Source organism: Mangrovibacter phragmitis, from assembly GCF_040429585.1.
Lineage (GTDB): Bacteria > Pseudomonadota > Gammaproteobacteria > Enterobacterales > Enterobacteriaceae > Mangrovibacter > Mangrovibacter phragmitis.
Genome location: NZ_CP134782.1, coordinates 4,099,234 through 4,125,783, shown reverse-complemented (window position 1 = coordinate 4,125,783; position 26,550 = coordinate 4,099,234). Strand labels below are relative to the sequence as shown.

General features: G+C 52.4%; 19 protein-coding genes. 11 read left to right on the top strand and 8 right to left on the bottom strand.

Translation table 11 applies throughout. From position 1 onward, the window contains the following. Positions 1 to 29: 29 nt before the first annotated feature. The 5 genes from fdhF to MPHASIOC01_RS20000 all read left to right on the top strand — a co-directional run bounded on the left by fdhF (position 30) and on the right by MPHASIOC01_RS20000 (position 8,827). Complete coding sequence (gene fdhF / locus MPHASIOC01_RS20020) at positions 30 to 2,177, top strand: formate dehydrogenase subunit alpha (RefSeq protein WP_064599551.1); 2,148 nt, start codon at positions 30 to 32, stop codon at positions 2,175 to 2,177. 46 nt (positions 2,178 to 2,223) lie between these two features. After that, the gene (hypF, locus tag MPHASIOC01_RS20015) at positions 2,224 to 4,455 is read left to right on the top strand and encodes a carbamoyltransferase HypF (protein ID WP_353613132.1); all 2,232 of its coding nucleotides are present in this window, start codon (positions 2,224 to 2,226) and stop codon (positions 4,453 to 4,455) included. A gap of 14 nt (positions 4,456 to 4,469) precedes the next feature. Further along, entirely contained in the window at positions 4,470 to 5,495 is a 1,026-nt protein-coding gene (locus MPHASIOC01_RS20010) for a HoxN/HupN/NixA family nickel/cobalt transporter (RefSeq protein WP_064599772.1), read from the top strand. Between the two features lie 580 nt (positions 5,496 to 6,075). After that, complete coding sequence (locus tag MPHASIOC01_RS20005; RefSeq protein WP_353613131.1) at positions 6,076 to 6,993, top strand: bestrophin family ion channel; 918 nt, start codon at positions 6,076 to 6,078, stop codon at positions 6,991 to 6,993. A gap of 151 nt (positions 6,994 to 7,144) precedes the next feature. Then, positions 7,145 to 8,827: a methyl-accepting chemotaxis protein gene (locus MPHASIOC01_RS20000; protein WP_064599560.1), complete on the top strand. Its 1,683-nt coding sequence runs from the start codon at positions 7,145 to 7,147 to the stop codon at positions 8,825 to 8,827. 323 nt (positions 8,828 to 9,150) lie between these two features. On the opposite strand, the gene MPHASIOC01_RS19995 is transcribed toward MPHASIOC01_RS20000, so the two are convergent. From MPHASIOC01_RS19995 to fepB, 8 genes are all read right to left on the bottom strand, one after another. Further along, positions 9,151 to 10,299 (bottom strand): M20 family metallopeptidase, encoded by a 1,149-nt coding sequence (locus tag MPHASIOC01_RS19995; protein ID WP_353613130.1) that lies wholly within the window; start codon positions 10,297 to 10,299, stop codon positions 9,151 to 9,153. A gap of 17 nt (positions 10,300 to 10,316) precedes the next feature. Next, a complete protein-coding gene (locus MPHASIOC01_RS19990) occupies positions 10,317 to 10,778 on the bottom strand; it encodes a YjiG family protein (RefSeq protein ID WP_064599564.1) in 462 nt (153 codons plus the stop codon). 1 nt (position 10,779) lies between these two features. Further along, a complete protein-coding gene (locus MPHASIOC01_RS19985) occupies positions 10,780 to 11,502 on the bottom strand; it encodes a nucleoside recognition domain-containing protein (protein WP_353613129.1) in 723 nt (240 codons plus the stop codon). Between the two features lie 195 nt (positions 11,503 to 11,697). Next, positions 11,698 to 12,411: an exonuclease domain-containing protein gene (locus MPHASIOC01_RS19980; protein WP_353613128.1), complete on the bottom strand. Its 714-nt coding sequence runs from the start codon at positions 12,409 to 12,411 to the stop codon at positions 11,698 to 11,700. After that, the gene (locus tag MPHASIOC01_RS19975; RefSeq protein WP_353613127.1) at positions 12,408 to 14,276 is read right to left on the bottom strand and encodes a putative nucleotidyltransferase substrate binding domain-containing protein; all 1,869 of its coding nucleotides are present in this window, start codon (positions 14,274 to 14,276) and stop codon (positions 12,408 to 12,410) included. The genes MPHASIOC01_RS19980 and MPHASIOC01_RS19975 overlap by 4 nt, the downstream gene beginning before the upstream one ends. A gap of 135 nt (positions 14,277 to 14,411) precedes the next feature. Continuing rightward, positions 14,412 to 14,678, bottom strand: coding sequence for a hypothetical protein (locus MPHASIOC01_RS19970; protein ID WP_051691374.1), 267 nt, complete (start codon positions 14,676 to 14,678; stop codon positions 14,412 to 14,414). A 440-nt stretch (positions 14,679 to 15,118) separates the two neighbouring features. Continuing rightward, complete coding sequence (locus MPHASIOC01_RS19965) at positions 15,119 to 17,332, bottom strand: TonB-dependent siderophore receptor (protein ID WP_353613126.1); 2,214 nt, start codon at positions 17,330 to 17,332, stop codon at positions 15,119 to 15,121. A gap of 337 nt (positions 17,333 to 17,669) precedes the next feature. Beyond that, the gene (gene fepB / locus MPHASIOC01_RS19960) at positions 17,670 to 18,587 is read right to left on the bottom strand and encodes a Fe2+-enterobactin ABC transporter substrate-binding protein (protein WP_156519091.1); all 918 of its coding nucleotides are present in this window, start codon (positions 18,585 to 18,587) and stop codon (positions 17,670 to 17,672) included. Positions 18,588 to 18,883: 296 nt separating this feature from the next. On the opposite strand from fepB, the gene cstA reads away from it, so the two are divergent. The 6 genes from cstA to MPHASIOC01_RS19930 all read left to right on the top strand — a co-directional run bounded on the left by cstA (position 18,884) and on the right by MPHASIOC01_RS19930 (position 26,495). Next, complete coding sequence (cstA, locus tag MPHASIOC01_RS19955) at positions 18,884 to 20,989, top strand: pyruvate/proton symporter CstA (RefSeq protein ID WP_064599577.1); 2,106 nt, start codon at positions 18,884 to 18,886, stop codon at positions 20,987 to 20,989. Between the two features lie 57 nt (positions 20,990 to 21,046). Further along, on the top strand, positions 21,047 to 21,244 hold the full coding sequence (locus MPHASIOC01_RS19950; protein ID WP_036109624.1) for a YbdD/YjiX family protein: 198 nt from the start codon (positions 21,047 to 21,049) through the stop codon (positions 21,242 to 21,244). A 12-nt stretch (positions 21,245 to 21,256) separates the two neighbouring features. Beyond that, positions 21,257 to 22,282: a GTP-binding protein gene (locus MPHASIOC01_RS19945; protein ID WP_064599578.1), complete on the top strand. Its 1,026-nt coding sequence runs from the start codon at positions 21,257 to 21,259 to the stop codon at positions 22,280 to 22,282. A 565-nt stretch (positions 22,283 to 22,847) separates the two neighbouring features. Further along, a complete protein-coding gene (locus MPHASIOC01_RS19940) occupies positions 22,848 to 24,356 on the top strand; it encodes a sugar ABC transporter ATP-binding protein (RefSeq protein WP_064599580.1) in 1,509 nt (502 codons plus the stop codon). Beyond that, positions 24,353 to 25,348 carry an ABC transporter permease gene (locus MPHASIOC01_RS19935; protein ID WP_353613125.1) on the top strand — a complete coding sequence of 332 codons (996 nt, stop codon included), beginning with the start codon at positions 24,353 to 24,355 and terminating at the stop codon, positions 25,346 to 25,348. The genes MPHASIOC01_RS19940 and MPHASIOC01_RS19935 overlap by 4 nt, the downstream gene beginning before the upstream one ends. Positions 25,349 to 25,424: 76 nt before the next feature. Then, positions 25,425 to 26,495, top strand: coding sequence for a sugar ABC transporter substrate-binding protein (locus tag MPHASIOC01_RS19930; RefSeq protein ID WP_353613124.1), 1,071 nt, complete (start codon positions 25,425 to 25,427; stop codon positions 26,493 to 26,495). Positions 26,496 to 26,550 lie beyond the last annotated feature (55 nt).

Sequence of the window (26,550 nt, the reverse complement as noted above, 5' to 3'; positions counted from 1 at the left end):
ACTTTCAACTTTTAACAGGTCTGTTATAGATGAAAAAAATTACCAGTGTTTGCCCCTATTGCGGAGCAGGCTGCAAACTGAAACTTGTCGTTGAAAACAACAAAATTATCCGTGCCGAAGCCGCAGACGGGAAAACCAACCAGAGCGAATTATGCCTTAAAGGTTACTATGGCTGGGACTTCCTGAACGATACCAAATTGCTGACGCCACGCCTCCAGCAGCCGATGATTCGCTATGAAAAAGGCGGCAAGCTTCAGCCTGTTTCCTGGGAAGAAGCGATTAGCTATACCGCAAAGCGTTTAAGCGATATCAAAGCCAAATATGGCCCACGGTCTATCATGACTACCGGTTCTTCTCGCGGTACGGGTAACGAAACTAACTTTGTGATGCAGAAGTTTGCCCGTGCAGTGCTCAATACCAATAACGTCGATTGCTGTGCGCGTGTGTGCCATGGCCCGTCGGTTGCCGGTTTACAGGCAACATTAGGTAATGGGGCAATGAGTAACTCCATTGGTGACATTGAAAATTCCCGTTGCCTGTTGGTTATTGGCTACAACTGTGCGGATTCACACCCCATCGTGGCGCGCCGGGTGATTAAAGCCAAAGAAAATGGTGCCAAAATCATTGTTTGCGATCCGCGTCGCATTGAAACCGCCCGTATTGCTGACCAGCATTTGCAAATTAAAAACGGTTGTAACATGGCGCTGGTCAATGCCTTCGCCTACGTTCTGCTGGAAGAAAATCTCTACGACAAAGAATACGTTGCGAAATATACCGAAGGTCTGGATGCTTACCGTGAAGTGGTAAAAGACTACGCACCGGAAGCCGTAGAACACCTGACCGGGGTGAGCGCGCAACAAATCCGCCAGGCGATGCGTACCTATGCTGCAGCACCTTCCGCCACCATCATGTGGGGGATGGGGGTTACTCAGTTTGGCCAGGCTGTTGACGTGGTGAAAGGCCTCGCAAGCCTTGCTTTGCTGACCGGCAACCTGGGCCGTGAAAATGTTGGGGTTGGCCCGGTTCGTGGTCAGAACAACGTACAGGGCGCCTGTGATATGGGGGTTCTGCCTAACCAGTTCCCTGGCTACCAGAATGTTACCGACGCCGATGTGCGTGCCAAGTTTGCCAAAGCCTGGAACATTGACCCGGCAATCATGGATGACAAAGTGGGTACCCGCATTACTGAAGTGCCACACCTGGCGCTGGAAGGGAAAATCAAAGCCTACTACATCATGGGCGAAGACCCGCTGCAAACCGAAGCCGACCTGGGTCTGGTGCGTAAAGGGTTCGAAGCGCTCGATTTTGTTGTTGTGCAGGATATCTTCATGACCAAAACCGCAGAAGTGGCGGATGTGCTGCTGCCTGCGACGTCATGGGGTGAGCATGGTGGTGTCTTCACTTGTGCTGACCGTGGTTTCCAGCGTTTCGAAAAAGCCATTGAGCCGCAGTACAACGTAAAACGTGACTGGGAAATTATCAGCCTGCTTGCGACAGCAATGGGTTACCCGATGCACTACGAAAATAACCAGGAAATTTGGGATGAGTTGCGTGAGTTGTGCCCGCTGTTCTATGGCGCGACCTACGAAAAAATGGGGGATATGGGGCACGTTCAGTGGCCTTGCCCAACCCTTGACCACCCAGGGACCCAGTATCTGTACAAAGATAACAAGTTCGATACCGATACCGGCAAAGGCAAGTTGTTTGCTGCACAGTGGCGTGCACCGGCTGAAGTGCCGGATAACGACTACCCGCTGGTTTTGTGTACGGTGCGTGAAGTGGGCCACTACTCTTGCCGTTCTATGACCGGTAACTGTGCTGCACTACAAACGCTGGCGGATGAACCGGGCTTTGTCCAGATTAACCCGGAAGATGCGCAACGCCTTGGTGTGAAAGACCAGCAACTGGTCTGGGTGGCTTCCCGCCGCGGGAAAGTTATCAGCCGTGCCAATATCAACGAACGTATCAATACGGGTGCCGTGTACATGACCTACCAGTGGTGGATTGGCGCATGTAACGAACTGACTCAGGACAATCTGGATCCCATCTCCAAAACACCGGAAACCAAATATTGTGCGGTTAACGTGACGGCGATTGAAGACCAGCGCTGGGCAGAGAATTATGCACAAACCACTTACAACGATATGAAAGCACGCCTGCGCGAAGCTATCGCATAAGGCTGGAAATGCGCTGCGGGCCTGGCTCGCAGCGTATGATAAAAAGATGAACGATAACGGTATTTGCTTACGCATTCGCGGTAAAGTTCAGGGAGTGGGGTTTCGTCCCTTTGTCTGGCAACTGGCGCAACATTTCAATCTGACTGGCGATGTCTGCAATGACAGCGCTGGCGTGCTGGTGCGCCTGTATGGCAACAGCCAGGCATTTGTTGACGGTTTACATCAACACTGCCCTCCGCTGGCGCGGATTGACAGCATTGAGCCGTCTCCCTTTCATTGGGTTGCAGAGCCGCAGGGGTTTACCATTCGCCAGAGCGCAACACAAGGCGCAATGGTGACGCAAATAGCCCCGGATGCGGCAACCTGCCCGGCCTGCCTCGCTGAAATGAATGACCCGCTTGAACGCCGTTATCGCTATCCTTTTATCAACTGTACACACTGTGGCCCGCGCCTCACGATTATCCGTGCGATGCCTTATGACCGGCCAAATACTGTAATGGCCGCTTTTCCGCTCTGCACCCTGTGTGAGCGCGAGTATCAGAACCCGGCTGACCGGCGTTTCCACGCCCAGCCTGTCGCCTGCCCGGAATGTGGCCCGCAACTTTCCTGGCAGCATAGTGGGGAACCCGCACTGGCAGGGGAAGCGGCACTACAGCAGGCTATCGCCTGTTTGTTGCGTGGAGAGATTGTGGCGGTTAAAGGCCTGGGCGGATTTCACCTGGCCTGTGACGCTACCAGCCTGCAGGCGGTGATGCGCCTGCGCCAGCGCAAACAGCGCCCAGGCAAACCGCTGGCGGTGATGCTGCCAGATGCCGCATCACTGAGCGCCAGCACGCAGAAACTGTTGTTAACACCGGCAGCACCCGTTGTGCTGGTGGATAAAACGCAGGTTAATAATCTGTGTTCCGCCATCGCGCCGGGGTTGAACGAAGTGGGGGTGATGGTGCCAGCCAACCCTATTCAGCATTTATTGATGCAGGGCGTGAACCGCCCACTGGTGATGACATCTGGCAACCTGAGCGGCAAGCCTCCCGTGTTGAGTAATGAAGACGCCTGTAGCGACCTGGCGGGTATCGCTGATGGTTTCCTGCTGCATAACCGCGACATCCTGCAACGGATGGATGATTCAGTACTGGCTGCCGATGGTGCGATGCTGCGCCGGGCCAGAGGCTTTGTCCCCGATGCCTTACTGCTACCACCTGGATTTGCGTCAGTGGAACCGCTGGCGAGCCTGGGGGGCGACCTTAAAAATACCTTCTGCCTGGCGCGTGGTCACCAGGCTGTTCTCAGCCAGCACCTGGGGGATCTGCACGACCCTCAGGTGGAGGAACAGTGGTGGCAGGCCTGGCATGTGATGTGCGAAGTCTATGGTTTTACTCCCCGGCATATCGTGGCCGATGCGCACACGGGTTACCAGACTTACAGTATTGCCCGTGACATGGGGTTACCGGTACAAACGGTATTGCATCACCACGCGCACCTGGCCGCGTGTATGGGCGAGCATGGTTTACCACGGTCAACCAAACCTGTGATAGGGCTCAGCCTGGACGGTATTGGCATGGGAAGTGATGGCGCGTTGTGGGGTGGGGAGTGTTTGCTGGTGGACTACCGCCAGTGCCGCCACCTGGGCGGGTTGCCCCCTGTTGCTTTACCCGGCGCAGACCTGGCCGCACGCCAGCCCTGGCGTAATTTTTTGGCGCAATGTCTGGCTTTTGTGCCAGGCTGGCAGAGCAACCCGTACTGCGCCAGTTTGCTGGCGCACCCCTGGGCTGTGCTGGAGAAAGCCATTGTCCGGGGAGTTAATGCACCGCTGGCGTCTTCTGCCGGGCGGTTATTTGATGCAGTAGCCGCAGCACTGGGTTGTGTGGCAGACCAGCAAACCTGGGAGGGGGAAGCGGCCTGTAGCCTTGAGGCGCTGGCTTTGCAGTGCTCAGGCTTGCGCCACACCATTCCCTTACCCGTGAAGAATAACATGCTGGACCTGGCTGTTTTCTGGCCCGCTTTTCTGGCGCTGAATGCAACGGTGCCAGAAAAAGCCTGGGTGTTTCATGATGCGCTGGCTCGGGGGTTCGCTCAACTGGCCAGTCAGCATGCCCGGACACAGGGTATTACTACCGTGGTCTGCGCAGGCGGTGTTTTTCACAATCGGCTTTTTCGCCAGCGCCTTCAGCACTGGCTTGGCGATTATCATGTGTTGTTTCCCCATGCTCTTCCGGCAGGAGACGGCGCACTTTCATGGGGGCAGGCGCTGGTCGCGGCTGCCCGGTTGCAGGGATAACCAAGGAACCTGTTATGTTGTTGAAAATGTCTCATCTGGATGGGCGCGCCGTGTCACTGGTCAGTGCTTTGTTATTAGCTAACCTTGGCGCGTGGGGCTGGGCGTTTATCTCTTTTAGCCACAGCCCGGCGCTGATGGCTGCCAGTTTGCTGGCCTGGTGCTATGGTTTACGCCATGCCGTGGATGCTGACCATATTGCCGCTATCGACAATGTTACCCGCAAGATGATGCAGCAAGGGAAACGTCCACTGGGTGTGGGTGCCTGGTTTTCGCTGGGGCACTCCAGCATTGTGATTCTTGCCACGATTGCCATTGCAGCCACAGCGGCGGCTTTTCAGCATAAAATGGACTGGTTTCATGAAACCGGTAGTGTAATAGGCACAACGGTTTCTGCCGTGTTCTTACTGGCTATGGCACTGGTGAATCTGGTGATTTTGCGTGGAGTATGGCACGCATTTAGCCGCCTGAAACGTGGCGAGCCGGCAAACAATGTTATGGAAGATGCCATTGGCGGCGGCATCATGAGCTGGTTGTTTAAGCGGACATTTCGGTTAATTTCCCATAGCTGGCAGATGTATCTTGTTGGCTTCTTGTTTGGCCTGGGCTTTGATACCGCAACGGAAATTGGTGTACTGGGTATTTCGGCGGCGTCAGCTTCCAACGGCATTTCGATTTGGTCAATACTGGTCTTCCCGGCGTTATTTGCCAGTGGAATGGCGTTGATTGATACGCTGGATAATTTTGTGATGGTTGGCGCATATGGTTGGGCGTTTAACAAACCCCAACGCAAGCTTTATTACAATATGACCATTACCGGAACTTCTGTGGTCGTTGCGCTGTTTATTGGTGGTATGGAAGCGCTTGGCCTGGTTATGGAAAAACTGGATTTACAGGGTGGCTTCTGGAATATCGTGAGTTTACTCAATGATAATTTAGGTAATGCCGGGTTTGTGGTGGTCGGCTTATTTATTTTCTGCTGGATAGTATCAATGCTGAATTACCGCTGGAAAGGTTACGATGCATTATCGGTTAACCACTAACCGGTTGTTACTGTAGCGATGTATCGTATATCAATGAATTAATTGTTTGGGTATTCCCTTGTACTTACCAATGGTATTCCGCTGTTTAAGTGAGGGTGTCATCGGTTTCAGGCCTGCTATTTAGCAGGCTTTTTTTCTTCTCTGTATCGTGGAGTGACGCATAGTCAATAAGGGTATTCCGGTTTAAAAATAAGGGGATTATTTTTGTGACGGGAAGTATTGGGGATGTTGCCAGTCTGTTGGTTATATGTTTCTGTTTCTGTGGTTAAAACCCTGTAATTACGCTGAGAAATTGTCGTAAAGCTAACAGTGATAGTTAAAAAAAAGGTTTTTTACCCATTTATGGTCTGTTATCTGCTGTATTGGCCTTGCCGCTGGTTATTATGTTGCAGGCTGGCTGGCAGGGAAAAAACACTCAAATAATCCCCTTTATTCTACTCATGATTTCCTCTTTTAATGCGGCTGGCTGACATAAGTCGTTTAGCTTTTTGGCTAGAGTTGAACGTGCCCTTGTGCTAGCGTTACCCGGCCTGCATACAATAAGCGCACTACGCGTTATGACTGACACAGACTGACTATTATGATTGTTCGCCCGGCTCAACACTGGTTCACGCGGTTATTTGCGTGGCACGGTTCCGTGATGTCTAAAATATACTCACGGTTATTATTGAATTTGCTGTTATCCTTGATATTGCTTGGGGTATATAGCTGGTATGAAAGCCTGCATGTTAAAATAACCCTTGCGCCCTTCAGCCTGTTGGGTATTGCGATTGCGATTTTCCTTGGGTTCCGTAACAGTGCGTCATGGGCGCGTTATTGTGAGGCGCGCCAATTGTGGGGCAGCCTGCTAATTAATTGCCGTTCATTAATGCGTGAAGTTATAACCTTATTTCCCAACGATGCTCACTATCAGCAAAGCCTGAAAAACGACCTGCTGGCATTTTGCTACTGCCTTAATTACCAGTTGCGTCATAAACCGGTAGCCGCAGTGTTACAACGGTTTATTGAACTGCCCGTAGCCACTTTCGTGAATACCCAGCAAACCCCCTGTAACCGGTTATTGTTAATCATGGGGGAAAAGGTGGCTGAGGCACGCCGTAGTGGGCGGATTTCCGATATTCTCTACCAGAACCTTAATGCACACCTGAATCAACTCTCTGGTATTTTGGGTGGTTGTGAGCGTATCGCCAATACACCAGTGCCGTTTGCCTACTCACTGATTTTGCACCGCACAGTCTATGCTTTTTGTACGTTGTTACCTTTTGCGCTGATAAACCAGATCCACGTCTTTACTCCGATGGTTTCTGTCTTTATTTCTTATACTTTTATCTCGCTGGATACTTTGGCGGAAGAGCTGGAAGAGCCCTTCGGAACAGAAGCGAACGATCTCGCCCTGGACGCAATATGCAATACGATTGAAATTGAGCTATGCCAGATGGCAGGAGACAGCCACTGCCCGGCGAAAATGTATCCGGATAAACAACACCGGCTGACCTGATTTCCCCAATGTTTTAGCGGTAATTTGTGAGCGGCCATCAAATTACATCGTGACAATAAGAAAATAAGTTACATGTTCTGCACCGGGTGCCGATAACCCCTTCAGATGTTTCGAACTGCGATTAAATAATAACCAGTTACAAGGTGCAGATATGGGCTTCCTTAAAAATTTTACAATTCGTTCGGTCATGCTGTCAGTATTGGGCTTGTTTTGCCTGCTGTGGTGTGGTGTCGGTGCCTACAGTGTCTACTCCCTTGACCAGCAGACTGCAGGGAATACCAAAGGTCAGTTACTGGCGGATCAGATGAATGCGCTGAGCCGTGGTAATGATCAATACTTCCGTTTTATAACCCGCCTGACCCGCTTAATGGAAAACAAAGCGGATGGCAAAATGCCGACTGAGGCAGACTTTGGGCCAGTCAAAGAAGCGCTGGACAATATGGCGCATCAACTGGCTGTTTTTAAACAAGGCTCGCCAGGCCCCATGGATAAAGAGACCTCCGACAAGGTTATCAACGCATGGCAAAAGTTGTATGAAGAAGGCGTTACACCACAAATGGAGCTGGCACGCTCTGGTACTGCGGATCAATACCGCAACCATGCGCACAATGTGACGCCTGCGTTAAGCCGTGCCTTTGGCGCAGCGGCAACCAGCTACAATAAAGCCGCTGGCGCTCAGCTTGATGAGACGCGCAGAGAAGTTGCTCACCTGACGTCGGTGACTAAAACCATCATTATTATTGCCGTATTGATTGGTCTTGCATTGTTGCTGTTCACCGACCGCTATTTAGTCCGTTTCCTGGTAAAACCGCTGGACAGGATCCGCGAGCATTTCCGTGTCATAGCAGAAGGGGATTTGAGCCAGCCATTGGTGGATGAAGGGCGTAACTGTGTCGGGAAACTGGTGCCATTACTCAGGGCAATGCAGGACAGCCTGCGGACTGCGGTCAGCGCAATTCGCTCTGGTACCGAGAATATCTGGCAGGGGGCGACGGAAATTGCGTCTGGTAACAACGACCTCTCTTCGCGCACTGAGCAGCAGGCCGCTGCCCTGGTGGAAACCGCGGCCAGTATGGAACAAATCACGTCTACTGTGCAGCTCAATGCGGAAAACGCTAATCATGCCAGTGCGCTGGCGCAGCAGGCTTCTGAAACGGCCAGCAAAGGCGGTCGCCTGGTTGGCGATGTGGTCAGTACCATGCAGGGGATTTCCGAGAGTTCGAAGAAAATTGCTGAAATTACCAATGTGATTAACAGTATCGCTTTCCAGACCAACATTCTGGCACTGAACGCAGCAGTTGAAGCCGCTCGTGCTGGTGAGCAGGGGCGTGGTTTTGCCGTGGTGGCCAGTGAGGTACGTAACCTGGCCCAGCGTAGCGCCGGGGCAGCAAAAGAGATTGAAGCGCTTATCAGCGACTCAGTACAACGGGTGGATAACGGTTCCCGCCAGGTGGATGAAGCAGGTAGCACCATGGGGGATATTGTTAAAGCTGTCTCCAATGTGACCGAAATAATGAAGCAGATAGCCAGTGCTTCTGAAGAGCAGAGTAAAGGTGTGTCTCAGGTGGGGATTGCGATTACCCAGATGGATAGTGTGACCCAGCAAAACTCCTCACTGGTTCAGGAAATTGCCACTGCAGCAGCAGAACTGGAACGCCAGACGGAAGGCCTGCAGCGTTCTGTGGCGAAATTCCGCCTGTCCACGGACCAGCGCGACAACATTGGGCGTCAGGCAAACCTGGGCCATTCTGCACCGAAAGCAGCACTCAGTTCGCCGGTGAAGAAAACCAGCCGGACAGAAGTCAGTACTGCTGGGGACTGGGAATCGTTTTAACCTGATGTATAGCCGGGGAGTGGGGCGGTGATACTGCACGTACCCCGGTTATACCTGCGCCATGGCTGAACACGCAATTCAGGCAAAGTATTGCGGGTTGTTTTACTTCCCTGTTCTTTGCCATTTGCAGGTATCTGTAGCAGGCAAGAAAAAAATCCCGGCCACTGGCCGGGCAATTTTCACGGATTAATTTTTATGTTATTCGCCGACATTGTAACCGATTTAATCGGCTTGTCATCGGGGGCTACTTAAACTGGTAGTAGACTAATACTTTTTCATTATGACTATTTTTAGTTAAAAATAGCACTTATAGATAAGATTAATTAATTATTAGTGTTTTCTACTATATCCTCACTGCAAGGTAATCCGCTGATAATTTCGCCTAAGAGCGCGATTCTCGGTGCGACAGATGCCTTTTCCAGGTATTCATCAGGTGAATGGAAACCACCTCCAACAGGCCCCAGGCCATCCACGGTAGGGATCCCTAATGCCGCGGTTAAATTCGCATCACTTCCTCCGCCAACCGCTTGCCAGGTTATGGGCACGCCACAACACTCACCAGCCTGTTCAATATGATGCATTAGCGCCCCGGTCGCTTTGCCTGGCGTCATGGCAGGTTTATGGGCAAGACAGTGAGCAGACAGCGCCACTCCGTTGTACCCCGGTTTGCTGCACAATGTGAACAGAGCCTCTTTTACCCTTTCGTAATCACTGTTTTCCCAGAAACGGATATCGACTGTGGCAGAAGCGTGGGCCGCGACAATATTTGGCGCATCCCCTCCGCTGATAATCCCCACATTCACTGTTGTCCCCGCATCCAGACTGGCAAGCTGGTTAACGGCCAGTACTGTATGTGCCAGGGCGGTAATCGCACTGCGCCCTTTTTCCGGCTCATTACCCGCATGGGCTGCGACCCCACTAAAGTGTATTTCCCAGGTTGCCACGCCTTTACGTGCTTTAACCAGTGAACCATCGGCACGGGCCGCTTCGCAAACCAGTACAACACGGGCACGGCTAGCCAGTTCGCTCAGCCATTGCTGAGACCAGGGAGAACCGACTTCTTCATCCGGGTTCATGGCAACCGCTATCGACAACCGCTCATTGTCTGTTTTGGTCAGGTTATTCAGGGCGAAGAAAATATTCAGTAAACCGGCTTTCATGTCTGACACGCCCGGGCCATATATCCGGGTTTCGTCTTCGCTCATTGGGCGCTGTGCTACAGTCCCCGGAGGAAAAACGGTATCCATATGGCCGATGAGCAGTACATCATAATGTGCCGCTTCATGGCGGTTAGTGACCAGCAAACCTGGCCCACAGGCATCGTCCAGTTCTACTGTGCGGGTAAACCAGCCAGCTTCCTGCCACAAGGCACAAAGCCGTGATGCTACCGTGGCGACACCTTGCGGCGTCTGGGTACCACAATCAATATTGACCAGCTGGCTGAGCAGACGGGTGTAATGGTTCATATCCATATTCAGTATCCTTATCGTCAGAGAATGATGCGCATTAGCCACATAGCGAGGAAGGCGTTAAGCAATGAGATGCCAATCATCAGCGGTATGCGCGCCGCGCGGGTACCAATTACCCCAAGAATACGGCCGAGATACTGTACCTGCGAACCCATCAGATAGATGGCGGGCACCAGAATCGCAATATGCTCACCGGCCAGTATCTCGCGTTCAAACAGGCCGATAACCACACCAATAGCACCTCCCATTGACATCCAGGCGCCAATCAGAACCGCAGCGGCTTCACCAGGCAAACCGAACACCCCCATTACAGGCGCGAACACTTTGCCTATCAGAGACAAGGTTCCGGTAATTTCCAGTGCTTTTATAAGAATAAACGCCATTACCACATTTGGTAATGTACTGGTCGTGGCGACGGTCCAGCCTTTACGGGCGCCTTCAATAAAAATATCTGTCACCATAGGGCGCGGGGTTGTCGACATATCAGCTCTCCTTGCGGGTAACAGGCGGGGTGGCAGTTTTACCCCTGCGGGTCAGCAGGCACAGACGCATCATGTTTGCGCCGACAATCTTCATGATAAACATCACGGCAATACAGCTACCAATTGAGGCGGGAACGACCACTGAGCCGTCTGCAGCAACCAGGGCAAATAACACCGCACCAGAACCAAAAAAATTGGTCAGCATGGCACCCGCCGAGAACTGAAACATCGCAAAAACATCACGTTCGTCTTCACTGATTTCGCCCTGTTCGGCGAGATTACGGGTTAATGATGCCCCAACATCAGTACTTTGCAGGCTGCCAATCAGGGCCAGCCCGGTATGGCCTGGTAACCCCAATAAAGGGCGCAGCAGTGGAGTGAGTAAACGGCGGGCGGCACGCAACGCGCCGTAGTGCTCCAGGACGTTTATCATGCCCAGCGCAAACATCACGGCGGGTATCAGCCCCAGAGCAAACAGGAAGCCGTCCATCGCACCATGCCCGCCAACACCGCGAAAGCTTATGGTGCTGGTGGTTAGCGTGCCATCATTCAGTTGCACACCAGAGACCACACGGCCAAATGCGCCATTTAATGTAGTGAAATCAAAAATGCCGTACCAGCTATCGCCACTGGCAATACCGGAGAAAAATACCACGGCAAAGGCCAGTGCCAGCCAGGCACCGGGTGTCACCGCAGGTTCATTGTGAGTGGGGGAAACAGACATAGGGCTCCTTTATCTTCTCTCCATAGTGTGGAGCCGCTATTGTGGGCAGATAATCAGGAAACAAAGTGACACAGGTCATGAATAGTTTTATTTATAACGTAATGAAAAGTAAGTATTTTTATAGTTTTTATTTAATGATGATAAGTGAAAGATAAGCCGATAGGTAACCTCGGAAAAACAGGTGAATGCCAGGTGCTAACCAAGAATAGCGCCAATAGTTGGCGGGATGCTGCAAAAGCGGCAGGCCAGTTGAGCCAGGGCAAGCTCGGCTGTCGCGACAGCATCACTCAGCGCATTATGTGCGGTATAGGAAGGTAAACCGCAGCGGGAACGTAATGATGCCAGCCGGTAGTCTTCCCTGCCATCCTGTTGCAGACGTTGGTGCTGACGCCCCATTTCAAGCGTGTCCAGCCAGATAATGGGTAGAGTGTCCAGCCCATAGCGCGTCATCAGGTAATGATTGATAAAACGGGCCTCCACCATTTTGCCATGTACCACAGCAACATGCCCGGCCAGGTGGGTGAACAACTGTTCCATTACTGCATCAATGCCAGCGGCATTTTTCAGCATTTCCGGCGTAATATGAGTGAGAACAGCGGTTTGGGCTGCTATTGTTACGGAGGAGGAAACATAGTGGTGTTGCGCCTGGTCAAGGGCGATTTGCCGGGCAAGCACAGGTACAAAGCCAATGCTCAGAATATGCGCCTGTTCTGCGTTCATGCCGGAGGTTTCAAAATCAAACGCCAGCCAGGGGTAATCGTGCAACAAGGTATCTGCACCCGGAAGGGGAGTATTCACCAGGCGCTGCAACGCCGGAGGCAAGCCACCAGTCTGCTGCCAGCGCTGCTGTTGCTGGTGTAATTTGCGCCAACGCTGGGTGGGGCCGGGCCAGGGGAATTGCAGCCTCATTCTTTCACAAACCTCAACTTCGCGGCATCCTGCAAACCTGAAATTATCCTGAACGCGTCTTTGAGATGCTTGCGCTCGAAACTGCCAAAATCCTGTGGGTTTATCTGGTTGTCTGCTGGCTGACCCTGGCGAATTTGCTGGCACTGATGTAACAGGCGCTGACGGGTCAGAAAATGGAACGTGTCGATAATATTGGTACAGCTGTCTGCTGATAATAAGCCTTTATCCCTGGCGGCAATAAACCGGGCTTCGGTGCGCGTTTCACTACAACCTGCCGCCAGTGCGTAAATACGGGCCAGGTCAATAATCAGCGTCAGGGCATAGCGTTTGATATTCAGCGTTTTGGTGTCCGTACCACTTTTTTCCAGCACCAGGTTATTAAAAATCCCCAGTGGCGGGCTGGTCTGAACGGCATCACGGGTGAGTGCGCGTAAAAAGCCCGGACACCGGGCAATGCTATCAAGCAGCGTTTGCTGTACTGTTTCACACAGGGCAGCATTGCCTGCCAGCGCCCGGGTTTCCAGAAATACGGTGGCGTTGAGCAACTGGCTGTATTCCGGGTTGCGCACCCATTTTTTGAAATATTCCTGCCAGACATGCGCAGGCTGGCACCAGCGGCGGGAGACAGCCATATAGTTGCCCGTGCACAGTGGGTAACCACACATATCCAGCCCGTTGCTGACATACATCGCCATATGCATAAACCAAATAATATCGCTTTCCGTTGCAGTATCGGCCAGCACCAGCGCACTGTCCTGGTCTGACATCATGTGGACTTCGTTACGGGCGTGGGAGCCTGCCACCAGCCAGGCATACTCGCACGGGGGTGTTCCCAGGTGCTGAATGGCCAGGTTAATTAACTTGCGGGTGCAGGCATCCATAATCATGGTCATGACAAGATGCGTGCTTTCGCTGTGCAAATTGCCTTCCACCAACGCTTCAAACACCGCCTGGCGTTCAACGGCCAGCGCAGACAGTTCTTCAACCGTATTGCAGTGGTTAATTTTTTCAATCAGGAAAATGGCCTGCACCCGGTGGTGCTGCACCAGATGTGAGGTGGTTAACAGCCCGACAGGCCGGTTCTGGTTGACGACGGGCAACCCGCGAATGCCGTGCTGCATCATTAAGGCGACTGCCTGCATGATAAGTTCGTTCGGGCCAATAGTGACCGGTGAAGGTGTCATGACCTCTTTGACCGGGCGGCGGGTATCAACCCCCTGGGCGACGACACGTAATGACATATCCCGGTCAGTAATAATGCCAACAATCTGGTCATCTTCCATGACTACTGCCGTAGAGCAACGGTCGATACCGCGCATTTGCCAGGCGGTTTGCTGAATAGTGGTCTCTGACTGAACGACAGAAATCACATCGCTGGCGACATCCGCAACCTTGCGAACAAACAACCCTTTTTCGTCGTTTGACCAGACCACATTCATGGCAGAGCCCAGCCGTTCATGGGCGTTAATCGAAAAATGGGTGGCGTATTCTGGCCAGGTGTTCAGCAGGTTTTTCAACAAAGAATGCGGAATTTGATAGAGCAGGGTGTTTTGTAACGCGGTCACGTTATAACAATCTTCCGGATTGCCCGGTACTCCTTCGAGAAAGGTAAAGCCAAATAAGTCTTCTGGCCCGAGACGGGCCCGCAATACGCCATCACGCCAGCGTTGTTCCAGCGCCCCGGTGCGCACCACATACAGCCAGCGCTCTTCTTCGCTGGCATCGAAAGGCAGGGTTTCCCCGGCCGCCAGGTAGCGAATACGCAAGTGGCTCGCAATGGTTTTTTGCGCACTAACGGGTAATGAATTCAGGGGAGAAACTTGAGCGATAAACTCACTGATGCTGGGCAGTACAATTTCTGACATAAGCGGCTTTCCTGTCGCAGAACGGATCCATTGCATAATGGAATGCCGTTTTATTTTGCGGCTGTGCGTGCAGGAAGGCAAAAAGAAAAAGTGAATAACCGGGCCAGAGCGACGTTTTTCTGATTTTTCACTGGCTCAGTGAATGGGGATATCGCCGTACTGGCAGGAAATAAGCACCGCCTGTTCACCACCACCCTGGATCCAGAAGGCTGTAACATCGCCCTGGTCGCTTTCACTTTCGCGCCAGGCGCGGATCCCTTTTTGATTAAGCGTGGACATCAGTGCTTCCACGGTGACGCCATCAAGTAGTGATTGCTTGATTTGATCCAGCGGGAAAGGCAGCGCCTCTTCCGGAGAGCGGATAGCAACGGCGATAAGCTGCCGGTGTGTGGGTATTGACATAGCCAGAACCTGTTGAGGTGATTAATGGGAGCGTACTGTCACCAGAGTTGTTCAATATGTACAGAGTAACGCTGCTAATTGTCTAAATTTTAACGGTTTATACCGCTAACGCAAGTTCGCGTTGAACGGGTATACCACCGTGGCATAAAGGCGGGCAACCGGTACTCCCGAAAGCATCATTATACCGCGCCTGCACCAGCCAGACAGATGTTTTCATATTTATACATTCTGTTGTGTTGCGGGTTATGGCCGCTTCTGCAAAGCGCACAGGGCGTGCAGGCATTGTGATGCATCAGGTTTACTCAACAGGCACAGCATATAACGCGTTATTTTACTGTGATTTCTTGAAAAAGGAACGGCGAGTAATGTGACGCTGTGCCAGACGAAACTGGGGAGCGTTTCAATAAAAACGGCGCCTGAGAACCAGACGCCGCGGAGATTTAAAATTGGGTATTCATACTCATAAAGAACGTCCGGCCAGATTCGTTATAGGTTGCGGCCCCCGCGCCGTACATATAAGAGTTGGTGTTGCTGTTACCGGTGGTTTGCGCGTTACCGGAACGCCAGTGGCGTTTATCAAACAGGTTATCCACTCCGGCAGTAAAGCTCAGGTTTTTGTTAACATCCCAGGTACCACTCAGGCCAATCACGCTGTAGGGGCTGACTTCGGTCTTCTCACTGCCTGAAACCGGTTCGCCCTGGTAGTTGTACAGCTTCGGTTTCTGGCGTCCGTACCAGGTGAGGGTACTTTGCAGAGAAACATCGCTGCGTACCTGCCAGCTCAGCGTTGAGTTAAGGGTAAACTGCGGAATAATCGACAGGCGGTCACCGGTTTCTTTGTTTTTACTTTGCAGCATCCAGGTCAGGTTATTATTCCAGGCCACTGTATCAGTAACAGGCACATTCACCGCTCCTTCCAGCCCTTCAACCACGGCTTTCGGCACATTTTCCCACTGATAGATATTGGTGGAGCCGGTGGCGCCAACAGCAGAATAACCCGCTTCAATCTTGTTACGGTAATCGTTACGGAACCAGGTCAACCCTGCCTGGTAGCCCATATGTTTAAACTCTAAACCAATCTCTTTGTTGATACTGGTTTCGGCTTTCAGGTCTGCGTTCCCCTGCAAATAACAGGCTGTTGAGCTGTCCATGCAGCCCTGGCCTTTACTGTAGAGAATGTAGTTCGGGTTGGTCTGGTACAGGCTGGGGGCTTTATACGCGCGGGCAATCCCCAGTTTCAGTGTGAAGTCGTCGCTCAGCGCCTGAGACAGGTTCAGTGACGGGCTCCAGTTATTCCCCACAATGGTGTGATGATCAAAACGTAACGCCGGGGTTAACATAGTACTGTCGGTCAGTTCCATGTTGTCTTCGGCAAACAGTGAGAAGATTTCCGCACTGGCGTATGGGCTGCGGTTGGTGCTGGAAACCCCGTCAAGACTGCCACCTGACAATGCCTGGGTATTCGACGCATTATCTTTCATCCGCTGTTGGTTCCACTCGCTACCCAGAGTCAGAGTCTGGTTGACCAGCAGGTTAAGCGGAAGGTTCACTTCACTGTGCAACAGGATATCGCTCAGGTCGATATCGACAAATTTGTTACTGGAGAATAACCCCTCGGTCCCGCCAGCCAGCCCTTCACTCAGGCGTGAGTTGCGCGTGTGCTCATACTGCGCCCAGGTGTTGGTGGAGACACCGTTATCCCAGGCGCCTGCCCAGGTCAGGGAGTAAGTCTGGCGGTACAGGCGGTTGGTTTCTTTCCCATAGTTCTCTTTTACCAGCGCACTGGTATTGGTGTTCTGGGTGTCGCCTGCATACAGGTTGCCCTGGCGACTGTAACCAGACTCAAAAGTCAGTGACTGCATAGGGGCGAACTGCCAGCGCAACTGACCATTAATGTCTTTATCGATAACACCTTCGCGCCCGGCGGGATAAGTACCGGCAAACGTGCCTGTGCGGTTTTCTTCATGGCCCTTGTTGATGTCCCAGGCATCGGCCTGTGTCTTCGCCAGGTTTCCCCACAGGCGGAAGCTTACGTCTCCACCCACTGGCCCTGTCAGGCTGAAGTTGGTTCGTTTGGTGGCGCCTTCATCTTTATGTTGTGGAACGTTGAAATAGGTGTTCCATGAGCCGTGCCATTCACTGGAACTGGGTTTGGTAATGATATTGACCACGCCACCTGCCGCACCATTACCATAACGCGCCGCCGCCGGGCCGCGAATGACTTCAATGCGCTCGATCATCTCAGCAGGAACCCAGTTGGAATCACCGCGTGTATCTCGTTCACCACGCCAGCCCAGGCGCACGGAGTTACGGCTGGTAACGGGTTTACCGTCTATCAGGATAAGGGTGTTTTCGGGCCCCATACCGCGAATATCGATCTGGCGGTTGTTACCACGTTGACCGCTGGTTGAGTTACCGGTCAGGTTCACGCCAGGCATGGTGCGGATAATTTCTGACACATCGCGTGCGGCGGGGTGTTTTTTGATTTCTTCAGCCGTAATGGTTGAAACACCCGGGGCCTGAAGGTTTTGCTCCGCCGCACTGACAACAATGGTGTCTTCTTGTGTTGTCGTGCTGGCTGCTGAGACCGGAAGCGCAAAGCCATAAATTCCCAGATGCACCAGCGTAGCCAGTGTATTGCGTTTTCTAATCATGTTGAGTTCCTGCTCGTCTTGTTGCCGGTACAGGCTCCCTCCCACGGAAACCGGGCAACAAAATGCGTGAAAGTGCGCGGAACGGCTTGTCTGGCAAAATCCGGCAGCCAGCAAGACGCCTTATTTTTTATAAGTGCTACAGGCACGGTGATTAACAGCGAGCAATACGCTATTGCAAATAGAAATAATTATCAATAGCGTTTTCATTATTTTTGCTGTTTTATGCTTTTATTGCGTATTTACTGTTCTGAATCAAATAACTGGCAGGTGTTTTCGGCCCGGCTCGCCACGGTTTACTCAAGGTGGAACAGGAGCAGGGCCGGTGTGGTAGCGATGATTAGTGGGCAGGGAATAACTTCGCTAATGTGTCCAGTAAGTGGCTGGCACTGTAATAATCCAGGCGGAAATTATCCCCACCCAGGGCATAGACACGCCTGGCTTCTACTGCCGGAAGGTGAGCCAGTAGAGGGTGATTTTCTACCGATGCCACATCTTGTGAGTTGGCGGCAAACAGCAGAAATGTTTGCCCGGTTAGCCCGACAACCAGGTTTTCGCCTTGTAGTGGAATAATATCCTGGCGTGTGCCTCGCAGGCTGACCATGCGCTGTTCCTGGCCGGGTTCACTCAGGGTAAATCCCAGTTGGGAAAGTAACTGCCCCTGAGCAGACACCCTTGTCCAGACATTAGCCTGCGAAGCGCGGGCATTCCACACCAGGGCGTTTACCGGCTGAGGCGGCAATGTAATCGCAGATTTTACCTGTGCAAGGTGCGTACTGAATTGGGCAATACGCGCTGCCGCTTGCTGTTCGTGCCCGGTAATTTTCCCCAGTTCGGTCAGTAATTCCTGCCAGCTTTGGTCACCATAGTTAATTACGATTGTTGGCGCTATTTTTGACAACTTATCCCACTCAGCCATTGCTGAATCGAGGCCCGTCGCGCTCACCAGAATCAGGTCCGGGCGCAGGGTGGCAATCAGTTCCGGGTTGCTCTCTCCGGGAGGCAGGGCCTGGATGTTACGCTGAACAGCTATCTCTCCCCACTGGCGTAAAAAACCATGTTCATCAGACACTTTGTTGCCTGGCCGGGTTGTACCGCTGGCAATGACTGGCGCATCCAGCGCCAGTAACGAACCCGTGAGTGTGACGCTGGTGGAAACAATGCGTACAGGCGCCTGTTGAAGCGTATGGGTTCCTTTGCTGTCAGTGAATGTGCGTGGCCAGCCGCTGGCCTGTGCGGAGCAGGACAACAGCGCCATCAGGCAGGAGATGAAAAACAGAACGGGTTGTTTCACTATATCGCCATCATGGTTAATGAAAATTACTCTCATTTTTATTTTTATTTTTATACGATGCAAGCCCCGGGTACATTTTTGCCTGATGCAGTGATCTGCCGCTGTTTTGTGATTTACATCGAAATTACATTCCTTTTCATTTTATTTAACATTTTGCTTAAAGCATGATCCCTGCAGCGTTTTTTACCCACAGAAGCAGGTCAAATAAGCGCACATATCCTCTGTCAAACCTCTGTTGTGAAAATAAAAAAGGAAACCCTATGAATAACACGGGGAAACACCTTGTCTGGGGCATACTGGCACTATTGGGTGCCTTTGCTCTGGGCTACATTGCGTTAAATCGGGGTGAGCAAATTAATGCATTATGGATTGTCGTAGCGGCAACCTGCGTGTACTTAATCGCTTATCGTTATTACGGGCTGTTTATTGCCAATAAAGTGCTGTCGGTGGATGCCACCCGCATGACACCTGCCGTGCGCCATAACGACGGGCTGGATTATGTCCCGACAGATAAAAAAGTATTGTTCGGCCACCATTTTGCCGCGATTGCCGGGGCGGGGCCGCTGGTTGGCCCGGTGCTGGCGGCGCAGATGGGCTATTTACCCGGTATGCTGTGGTTACTGGCTGGCGTAGTGCTGGCCGGTGCAGTACAGGATTTTATGGTGCTGTTTGTTTCTACCCGTCGCGATGGCCGCTCTTTGGGGGAGTTAGTTAAAGCGGAAATGGGGAATACTGCCGGGGTTATCGCACTGGTCGCCTGTTTTATGATAATGGTGATTATTCTTGCGGTGCTGGCAATGATTGTGGTGAAAGCACTGACCCACAGCCCGTGGGGAACCTGGACCGTTGCGTTTACCATTCCTCTGGCGCTGTTTATGGGGGTGTACCTGCGTTATTTGCGCCCTGGGCGGATTGGTGAAGTTTCGGTTATTGGCCTGGTGATGCTGGTGTTCGCCATTATTTCTGGTGGCTGGGTGGCGGCAAGCCCCACATGGTCGGCTTTTTTTGATTTCACGGGTGTACAACTGACCATTATGCTGGGCGTGTATGGTTTCATTGCTGCCGTGTTACCGGTTTGGCTGCTGCTGGCTCCTCGCGATTATCTGTCTACCTTCCTTAAAATTGGCACTATCCTTGGCCTGGCGGTGGGTATTTTGCTGGTTCGCCCTGAGCTGAAAATGCCAGCCCTGACTCGTTTTGTTGATGGCTCCGGGCCGGTATGGGCCGGGGATTTGTTCCCGTTTCTGTTTATTACTATTGCCTGCGGCGCGGTGTCTGGTTTCCATGCACTGATTGCCTCTGGCACTACACCGAAGATGCTGGCGAATGAGAACCAGGCTTGTTTTATTGGCTATGGTGGCATGCTGATGGAATCCTTCGTGGCCATTATGGCGCTGGTGTCGGCGTGTGTGATTGACCCGGGTGTTTACTTTGCTATGAACAGCCCGCTTGCACTGTTGGTGCCGGACAATACCGTTGATGTGGTGACATCGGCCGCACATGTGGTCAGCAGTTGGGGCTTCCAGATAACACCGGATATTCTGCACAACATTGCCCGTGAAGTGGGTGAACAAAGTATAGTTTCCCGCGCTGGTGGTGCCCCAACGCTGGCGGTAGGTATGGCCTACATTCTTCATGGGGCGCTGGGTGGCCTGATGGATGTTTCTTTCTGGTATCACTTCGCTATCTTGTTTGAAGCTTTGTTCATTCTGACGGCGGTGGATGCAGGCACGCGTTCCGCGCGCTTTATGCTCCAGGATTTACTCGGCCTGGTTTCACCTGGCCTGAAACGCACGGATTCATTACCGGCTAACCTGGTTGCTACGGGGCTGTGTGTACTGGCCTGGGGCTATTTCCTGTATCAGGGCGTGGTCGATCCGCTGGGCGGGATTAATACGCTCTGGCCGTTGTTCGGGATTGCCAACCAGATGCTGGCAGGCATGGCGCTGCTGTTGTGTGCGGTTGTGCTGTTTAAAATGAAACGCCAGCGTTATGCCTGGGTTGTGCTGGTGCCGACCGCCTGGTTACTGATTTGTACCTTGTCTGCCGGTTGGGTGAAAACCTTCAGTAGCGACCCGCGTGTTGGTTTCCTGGCTATCGCCAACAAATTCCAGACCATGATCGATACCGGCACGATTCCGGCGAAATATACAGAAGGCCAGTTGGTGCGGCTGATATTTAACAACCGCCTTGATGCCGGGCTGACGCTGTTTTTCATGGTCGTTGTCGTGGTGCTGGCCTGGTTTGCATTACGCTGCTGCCTGAAAGCGCTGAACAGTGATAAACCGACAGTGAATGAAGTGCCGTGGGAAGCAATGCCGCCAGAAACACCGGTAGCAACGCACTCGGCTCGTAACGCACATTAAAGCGGCAGGGGCGGGCAACCGCCCCTGTGATGACCAGGGCAGGCGGAAGGAGGAAACATGTTTGATACGCTTGCAAAAGCCGGAAAGTATTTGGGTCAGGCCGCCAAACTGATGGTCGGGGTGCCGGATTATGACAACTATGTGCAGCATATGCGGCTGAATCACCCCGAACAGACACCAATGAGTTATGAAGAATTTTTCCGTGAGCGCCAGGATGCCCGTTATGGCGGCAATGGCGGCCCGCGCTGCTGTTAATACAGGATATTTATGCAATCAATAACAGTCCCTGTCACCTTGCTGACCGGGTTTCTGGGGGCAGGGAAAACCACCCTGCTTAACCACTTTTTGCACCAGCCGCAAGCGGGAGCTGTGGCGATTGTGGAAAACGAGTTTGGCCCGGTGAATATTGACGGCGCATTACTGGAAGCAGGTGATAACGTCAGTATTGTGGAGTTAAGCAATGGTTGCCTGTGTTGCAATGTGCGTGGCGAGTTCACCGCGGCATTGCATGGCCTGCTGGATAAGCGGGCTGATGGTGGGTTGAATTTTGACCGGCTGGTGGTGGAAACCACGGGGCTTGCCGACCCGGCTCCGGTTATTCAAAGCTTCTTTGTGGATGAGCGCTTACGTGAGTCATTGCAACTGGACGCCGTGGTGACCCTGGCGAATGCGCAACACATTCACCGGCAACTGGATGAGCACCCGGTGGCGGTTTCTCAGGTGGGGTTTGCTGACCGGATTTTGGTCACCCACGGTGACCAGGTGACACCCGAGGAACGCGATGCCGTAATGGCCCGCCTTAACCGTATCAACCCGCGTGCCGCGATTTACCAGGTAACCAACGGGGAGTGCCCTGCAGCGTTATGGCTTGATCTGGCTGCTTTCACGCTGAGTGATGACGCCACTGTGCAGCGTGGCTTTTTTATTGCCCGGCCACAACTGGACCAGGCGCTAAGCTTCCAGCCACTTTCACAGCCACGCGTAACCCGGCACTGGGATGACGCCATTTCGTCTCTGGTGCTCGAAGCAGGCTGGCTGGATTTGCATGCGGCAGGTGAGTTTATGAACTGGTGCGTGGAAAACTGGGGTGCGGATATGTTGCGTTATAAAGGTGTGCTGGCGGTTGCGGGAAAACCAGAACGCCTGGTGGTACAGGGAATACACAGCGTGGTGGGGTTTGATTATGGCTCCTCCTGGCGTGACAGTGAAACAGCCTGTTCCCGGCTGGTTATCATTGGCAGAAACTTGCCCACGGAAGATATTCGACGGCGCTTTATGGCGGCCTGCGTGTAATAAGTCTGTGCAGGTCGCAATCATTTAACGAGTTACGGCTTCGATATTTTTCAGTGCCGCTTGCAGGTGTACTGGTGCCAGTTTCCTGTAGCGCCAGTTTGCGCTGTTCTGGTAACACACGCACATTGGTTCTGTGCGCCAGGCTGGGGCCTGAAGCTTGCCGGGCCTGGCACAACGCGGCTGCCGTTATGTCGCATATATTCGGTTTCTGTCTGTGTTCAGGCGATTTTCGTCCGTTGTCTGAGTGGGGACAGAAGCAATCCTCTCTGTTTTATATTATCTGCCCAATAATGCGTCTGGATGTCCGGATGGCTAATAATATTTCGCTTTATGTTATGCCATTTCATTCATTGTCATGGCCGGGGCAATATGAAAAATACCATGAATTATCAGATTGATGAAAAAGAAGGAAAAAGCGTGGTTTTTCCTTCTTTTTAGTGAGCGGACGAAAATCAATGAATTGATTTTCCAGGTTTTTTATCGGGTGGCATCCTCTTGTTCTGTGCGGACATGAAGTTTGTCATCAGACTCAATTATTTGGTTAATTTCATAGAGACTGGCATTTATGGCACAACCTCACCAGATTGAGATGCGTGGTATTTCCATCAGCTTTGGTGGTTTTAATGCCTTGCAGAGCGTGGATTTCACTCTTAGAGGCGGAAGTGTTCACGCGCTGACGGGGGCGAATGGTGCCGGAAAATCAACCCTTATGGCTGTGTTGTCTGGTATATGGGCGCAATATGAAGGGGCGATTTTGCTTGATGGTGAACCGGTGCAATTGCGTACACCGCGTGACGCAAAGCAACTGGGCATTCACCTGGTACAGCAGGAAGTGGATGTTGCGCTGGTACCCGGACTCAGCGTGGGTGAAAACATCATGCTTGACCACCTGGCGGCTCCCGGGCATGGGTTTAACTGGCGCGCTGTCTGGCAGCAGGCGCGCGAAGCACTGGCACAACTGGATATCAGCCTTAATGTAAAAAAAACCATTGAGCATTGCTCCCTTGCTGAGAAACAACATGTGTTGCTCGCGCGTGCGCTGTCTCACCATTGCCGCTTTCTGATCCTCGATGAACCCACCGCTCCCCTTGACCAGCATGAAAGCGACCGCCTGTTTGCCGTGGTCCGGCGTCTTCAGGCTCAGGGGATTGGCGTGGTGTTTATCTCCCATCGCATTCATGAACTTAAAGCTATCTGCGACACGCTCACAGTATTACGTGATGGCCGCCTGGTTGAAACCGGGGCAATGGCATCGCTGTCTGGCGAGGAAGTGGTAGAGAAAATGCTGGGCCACACCCTGGATAACCTCTACCCGGAACGGACCGGTGTGGCGGCAGATGCCCCTGTATTACTGGCGGTTGAAGGGCTGAATGATGAACATCTGTTACGCGATATCAGTTTAACCCTGCGCGAGGGGGAGATTCTGGGTATTGCCGGGCTGGCAGGCGCGGGTAAAACGGAATTGTGCAAAGCCTTATTTGGCGCTTCACCTTGCCAGGTGGCTCATGGGGTGTTGCGTGGTAAAACATGGCGGCCAGTAAGCCCGGCGCACGAAGTTTCTCGTGGCATAGCTCTGGTGCCGGAAGAGCGGCGCAAAGAGGGCATTTTTATTGATGAGCCGGTTGCCATGAATTTATCCGTCAGCGCGGATAAACACTTTTCCCGTGGCGGTCTGTTTGGTTTCGGTGCCGCCAGGCGCTGGGCAGAAGAAGTGATAGCGCGCCTTAGTGTGCGCACTCACGGGCCTGATCAGGTGTTACGGCGCCTGTCTGGTGGTAATCAACAAAAGGTAGCGATTGGTAAGTGGCTGAAAGGCAACGCCGATGTACTGATTTTTGATGAACCCACTAAAGGGGTGGATGTCAGGGCTAAAACCGATTTGTTTACCCTGATATCCGGTCTTGCGGAGCAGGGAAAAGGGGTGATTTACGCCAGTGGCGAATTTGCCGAACTGGTTGGGTTGTGTGACCGAATTTGTGTGCTCTGGGATGGGCGTATTGTGGCGGAACTGGATAGTCGTGAGGCCAGCGAAGAAATTTTGTTGATGTATTCCACTGGAGGAACACCCGCGTGAGTAAAGCCCTGTCCCTTGAAGCGAAGGCCCCCGGGCGCCAGCGTCTGTTTGATTTTTTCTATAAGTGGGGAATGTTGCTCACTGTTGTGGCCCTGATTGGGTTATTTGGGCTAACGACAGATAACTTTCTCGACCCGCATAACATTATCAATATTCTGCGTTCTATCGCTATCGTAACCGTGATTGCGGTGGGCGTGTCGTTGTCGCTGACTGTTGGCGGCTTTGATTTATCGGTGGGCTCGACCGCTTCACTTGCCAATGCCCTGGTGATTTCCCTGTTTGTCTGGTACGGCTTTGACACAACGCAGGCGATAGTCATCACGCTGGCGTTGTGCTGCCTGGTTGGGGTGTTTAATGCCTTTCTGATTGTGGTTCTGAAAATTCCCGACATGCTGGCAACCCTTGCCAGTCTGTTTGTTATTCAGGGCGTGGCGATGACTTACAGCTACGGTGGTTCCATTACGGAGAATATGGTGCTGCCGAGTGGTGATATGGCGCAAGGCCTTATTCCGCCGGGCTTCAGCCAACTGGGCCAGGTGCCAGTCATCGTAATAATCATGCTGGTGGTTACAGTGGTGGCACAACTTGGCCTCTCGCTGACGACTCATGGCCGCCGGATGTATGCCATTGGAGGAAATCCGGAAGCAGCGAGGCTGTCTGGTATTCGCACCACACGCTACCGTGTGCTGGCGTATGTGCTGGCCTCGTTACTTGCCGGGTTGGGTGGGATTTTACTGGCGTCACGCATTGGATCAGCTCAAGTAAACGCAGGCAGTGGCTACCTGATGGACGCTGTGGCTGCCGCCTGGATAGGTTTTTCACTGGCAGGCTCAGGGAAACCCAATGCGCTGGGAACCTTGCTGGGCGCCATCATTCTTGGTGTGCTGCAAAACGGGCTGGTGATGATCTCTGTACCGTATTACGCCATGGACATCATTAAAGGCCTGGTACTGGCAGGCGCTCTGGCCCTGACTTATATCCAGCGCCGTTAATCAGGCGAATTTTGTGTGGGGCAAACCTGCAACATATTGCACAACATCATCTAAAACAGACAGGAAACAGACAATAATGAAAATGCTGAAGTACTCGTTAATTACCCTTGGGTTACTGGCTGGTACCGCCACCAGTTTTGCTGCCACACTTGCACCAGTGCCTGCGGCAATTGCAGACCACAATGGGCCAATAAGAATCGCGGTGATTCGTAATCTGGGCTCAGATGATAATACTTCGCAGTTTCTTGCCGGTGCCATTCAACAGGGCAAGAAGCTGGGGTTCAAAGTGAGCGTGTTTCTAACCAATGGCGATGATGCGCGCTTTCAGGATTTTGTAAACCAGGCTATCAGCCAGAAATACGACGGGATTATCTTGTCTCAGGGCCGCGAACCTTATTCAACAGCACTGGTAAAACGTATTGTGGATAGCGGGATCAAAGTGTCAGTCTTTGATACAGCGGTAACAGGTAACATTCCGGGTGTGACTGCCACCCAGCAGGATGATGCTTCACTGACGCGGCTCTCCTTTGGCCAACTGGTAAAAGACTTCAATGGTAAAGCCAATATCATCAAGCTGTGGGTGGCCGGTTTCCCACCGATGGAGCGCCGCCAGGCTGAATACGAAAAAATGCGCAAAGACAACCCGGGGATCCATGAACTGGAATCTATTGGCGCAGTCTCTTCTGATGTGCAGGGCGATACGGCTAATAAAGTGGGCGCGGTGCTGGCGAAATACCCGAAAGGGAAAATTGACGCAATCTGGGGTACCTGGGATGCGTTCAGCCAGGGGGCTTATAAAGCGCTGGAAGAGAATGGCCGTACTGAAATCAAACTGTACAGCATTGATGCGTCTAACCAGGATTTACAACTGATGCGCGAGGCCAACAGCCCGTGGAAAGTGACAGCAGCTGTTGACCCAAAACTGATTGGCGCTATCAATGTCCGTTTGGTTGCTTACAAAATTGCTGGCGAGCCGACACCGGCTACCTACGATTTTAAAGCTGCGGTAATTCCCCAGGCCTTGCTGGCAGGCCATTCGGGTAATGTGAATATGGCATCCCTGAGTAAAATTATTCCAGGCTGGGGCCAGTCTCAGGACTTTATCGCTCCGTGGTTCGCCACGCTGGAAGCGAAACAGCAAAAATAAGGCGTTAAAGAAGGCATTAAAGAAGGCATATCGTTGCTGAAACCCGAATACAGCC

Bases quoted from the DNA above. Each gene is read 5' to 3' on its own strand.
- fdhF (WP_064599551.1), top strand. From the start codon at position 30: ATGAAAAAAATTACCAGTGTTTGCCCCTATTGCGGAGCAGGCTGCAAA.
- MPHASIOC01_RS19990 (WP_064599564.1), bottom strand. From the start codon at position 10,778: ATGTCGACAACCCCGCGCCCTATGGTGACAGATATTTTTATTGAAGGC.
- hypF (WP_353613132.1), top strand. From the start codon at position 2,224: ATGAACGATAACGGTATTTGCTTACGCATTCGCGGTAAAGTTCAGGGA.
- MPHASIOC01_RS19930 (WP_353613124.1), top strand. From the start codon at position 25,425: ATGAAAATGCTGAAGTACTCGTTAATTACCCTTGGGTTACTGGCTGGT.
- cstA (WP_064599577.1), top strand. From the start codon at position 18,884: ATGAATAACACGGGGAAACACCTTGTCTGGGGCATACTGGCACTATTG.
- MPHASIOC01_RS19995 (WP_353613130.1), bottom strand. From the start codon at position 10,299: ATGGATATGAACCATTACACCCGTCTGCTCAGCCAGCTGGTCAATATT.
- MPHASIOC01_RS20010 (WP_064599772.1), top strand. From the start codon at position 4,470: ATGTTGTTGAAAATGTCTCATCTGGATGGGCGCGCCGTGTCACTGGTC.
- MPHASIOC01_RS19940 (WP_064599580.1), top strand. From the start codon at position 22,848: ATGGCACAACCTCACCAGATTGAGATGCGTGGTATTTCCATCAGCTTT.
- MPHASIOC01_RS20005 (WP_353613131.1), top strand. From the start codon at position 6,076: ATGATTGTTCGCCCGGCTCAACACTGGTTCACGCGGTTATTTGCGTGG.
- MPHASIOC01_RS19980 (WP_353613128.1), bottom strand. From the start codon at position 12,411: ATGAGGCTGCAATTCCCCTGGCCCGGCCCCACCCAGCGTTGGCGCAAA.
- MPHASIOC01_RS19985 (WP_353613129.1), bottom strand. From the start codon at position 11,502: ATGTCTGTTTCCCCCACTCACAATGAACCTGCGGTGACACCCGGTGCC.
- fepB (WP_156519091.1), bottom strand. From the start codon at position 18,587: ATGGCGCTGTTGTCCTGCTCCGCACAGGCCAGCGGCTGGCCACGCACA.
- MPHASIOC01_RS19950 (WP_036109624.1), top strand. From the start codon at position 21,047: ATGTTTGATACGCTTGCAAAAGCCGGAAAGTATTTGGGTCAGGCCGCC.
- MPHASIOC01_RS19965 (WP_353613126.1), bottom strand. From the start codon at position 17,332: ATGATTAGAAAACGCAATACACTGGCTACGCTGGTGCATCTGGGAATT.
- MPHASIOC01_RS19970 (WP_051691374.1), bottom strand. From the start codon at position 14,678: ATGTCAATACCCACACACCGGCAGCTTATCGCCGTTGCTATCCGCTCT.
- MPHASIOC01_RS20000 (WP_064599560.1), top strand. From the start codon at position 7,145: ATGGGCTTCCTTAAAAATTTTACAATTCGTTCGGTCATGCTGTCAGTA.
- MPHASIOC01_RS19945 (WP_064599578.1), top strand. From the start codon at position 21,257: ATGCAATCAATAACAGTCCCTGTCACCTTGCTGACCGGGTTTCTGGGG.
- MPHASIOC01_RS19975 (WP_353613127.1), bottom strand. From the start codon at position 14,276: ATGTCAGAAATTGTACTGCCCAGCATCAGTGAGTTTATCGCTCAAGTT.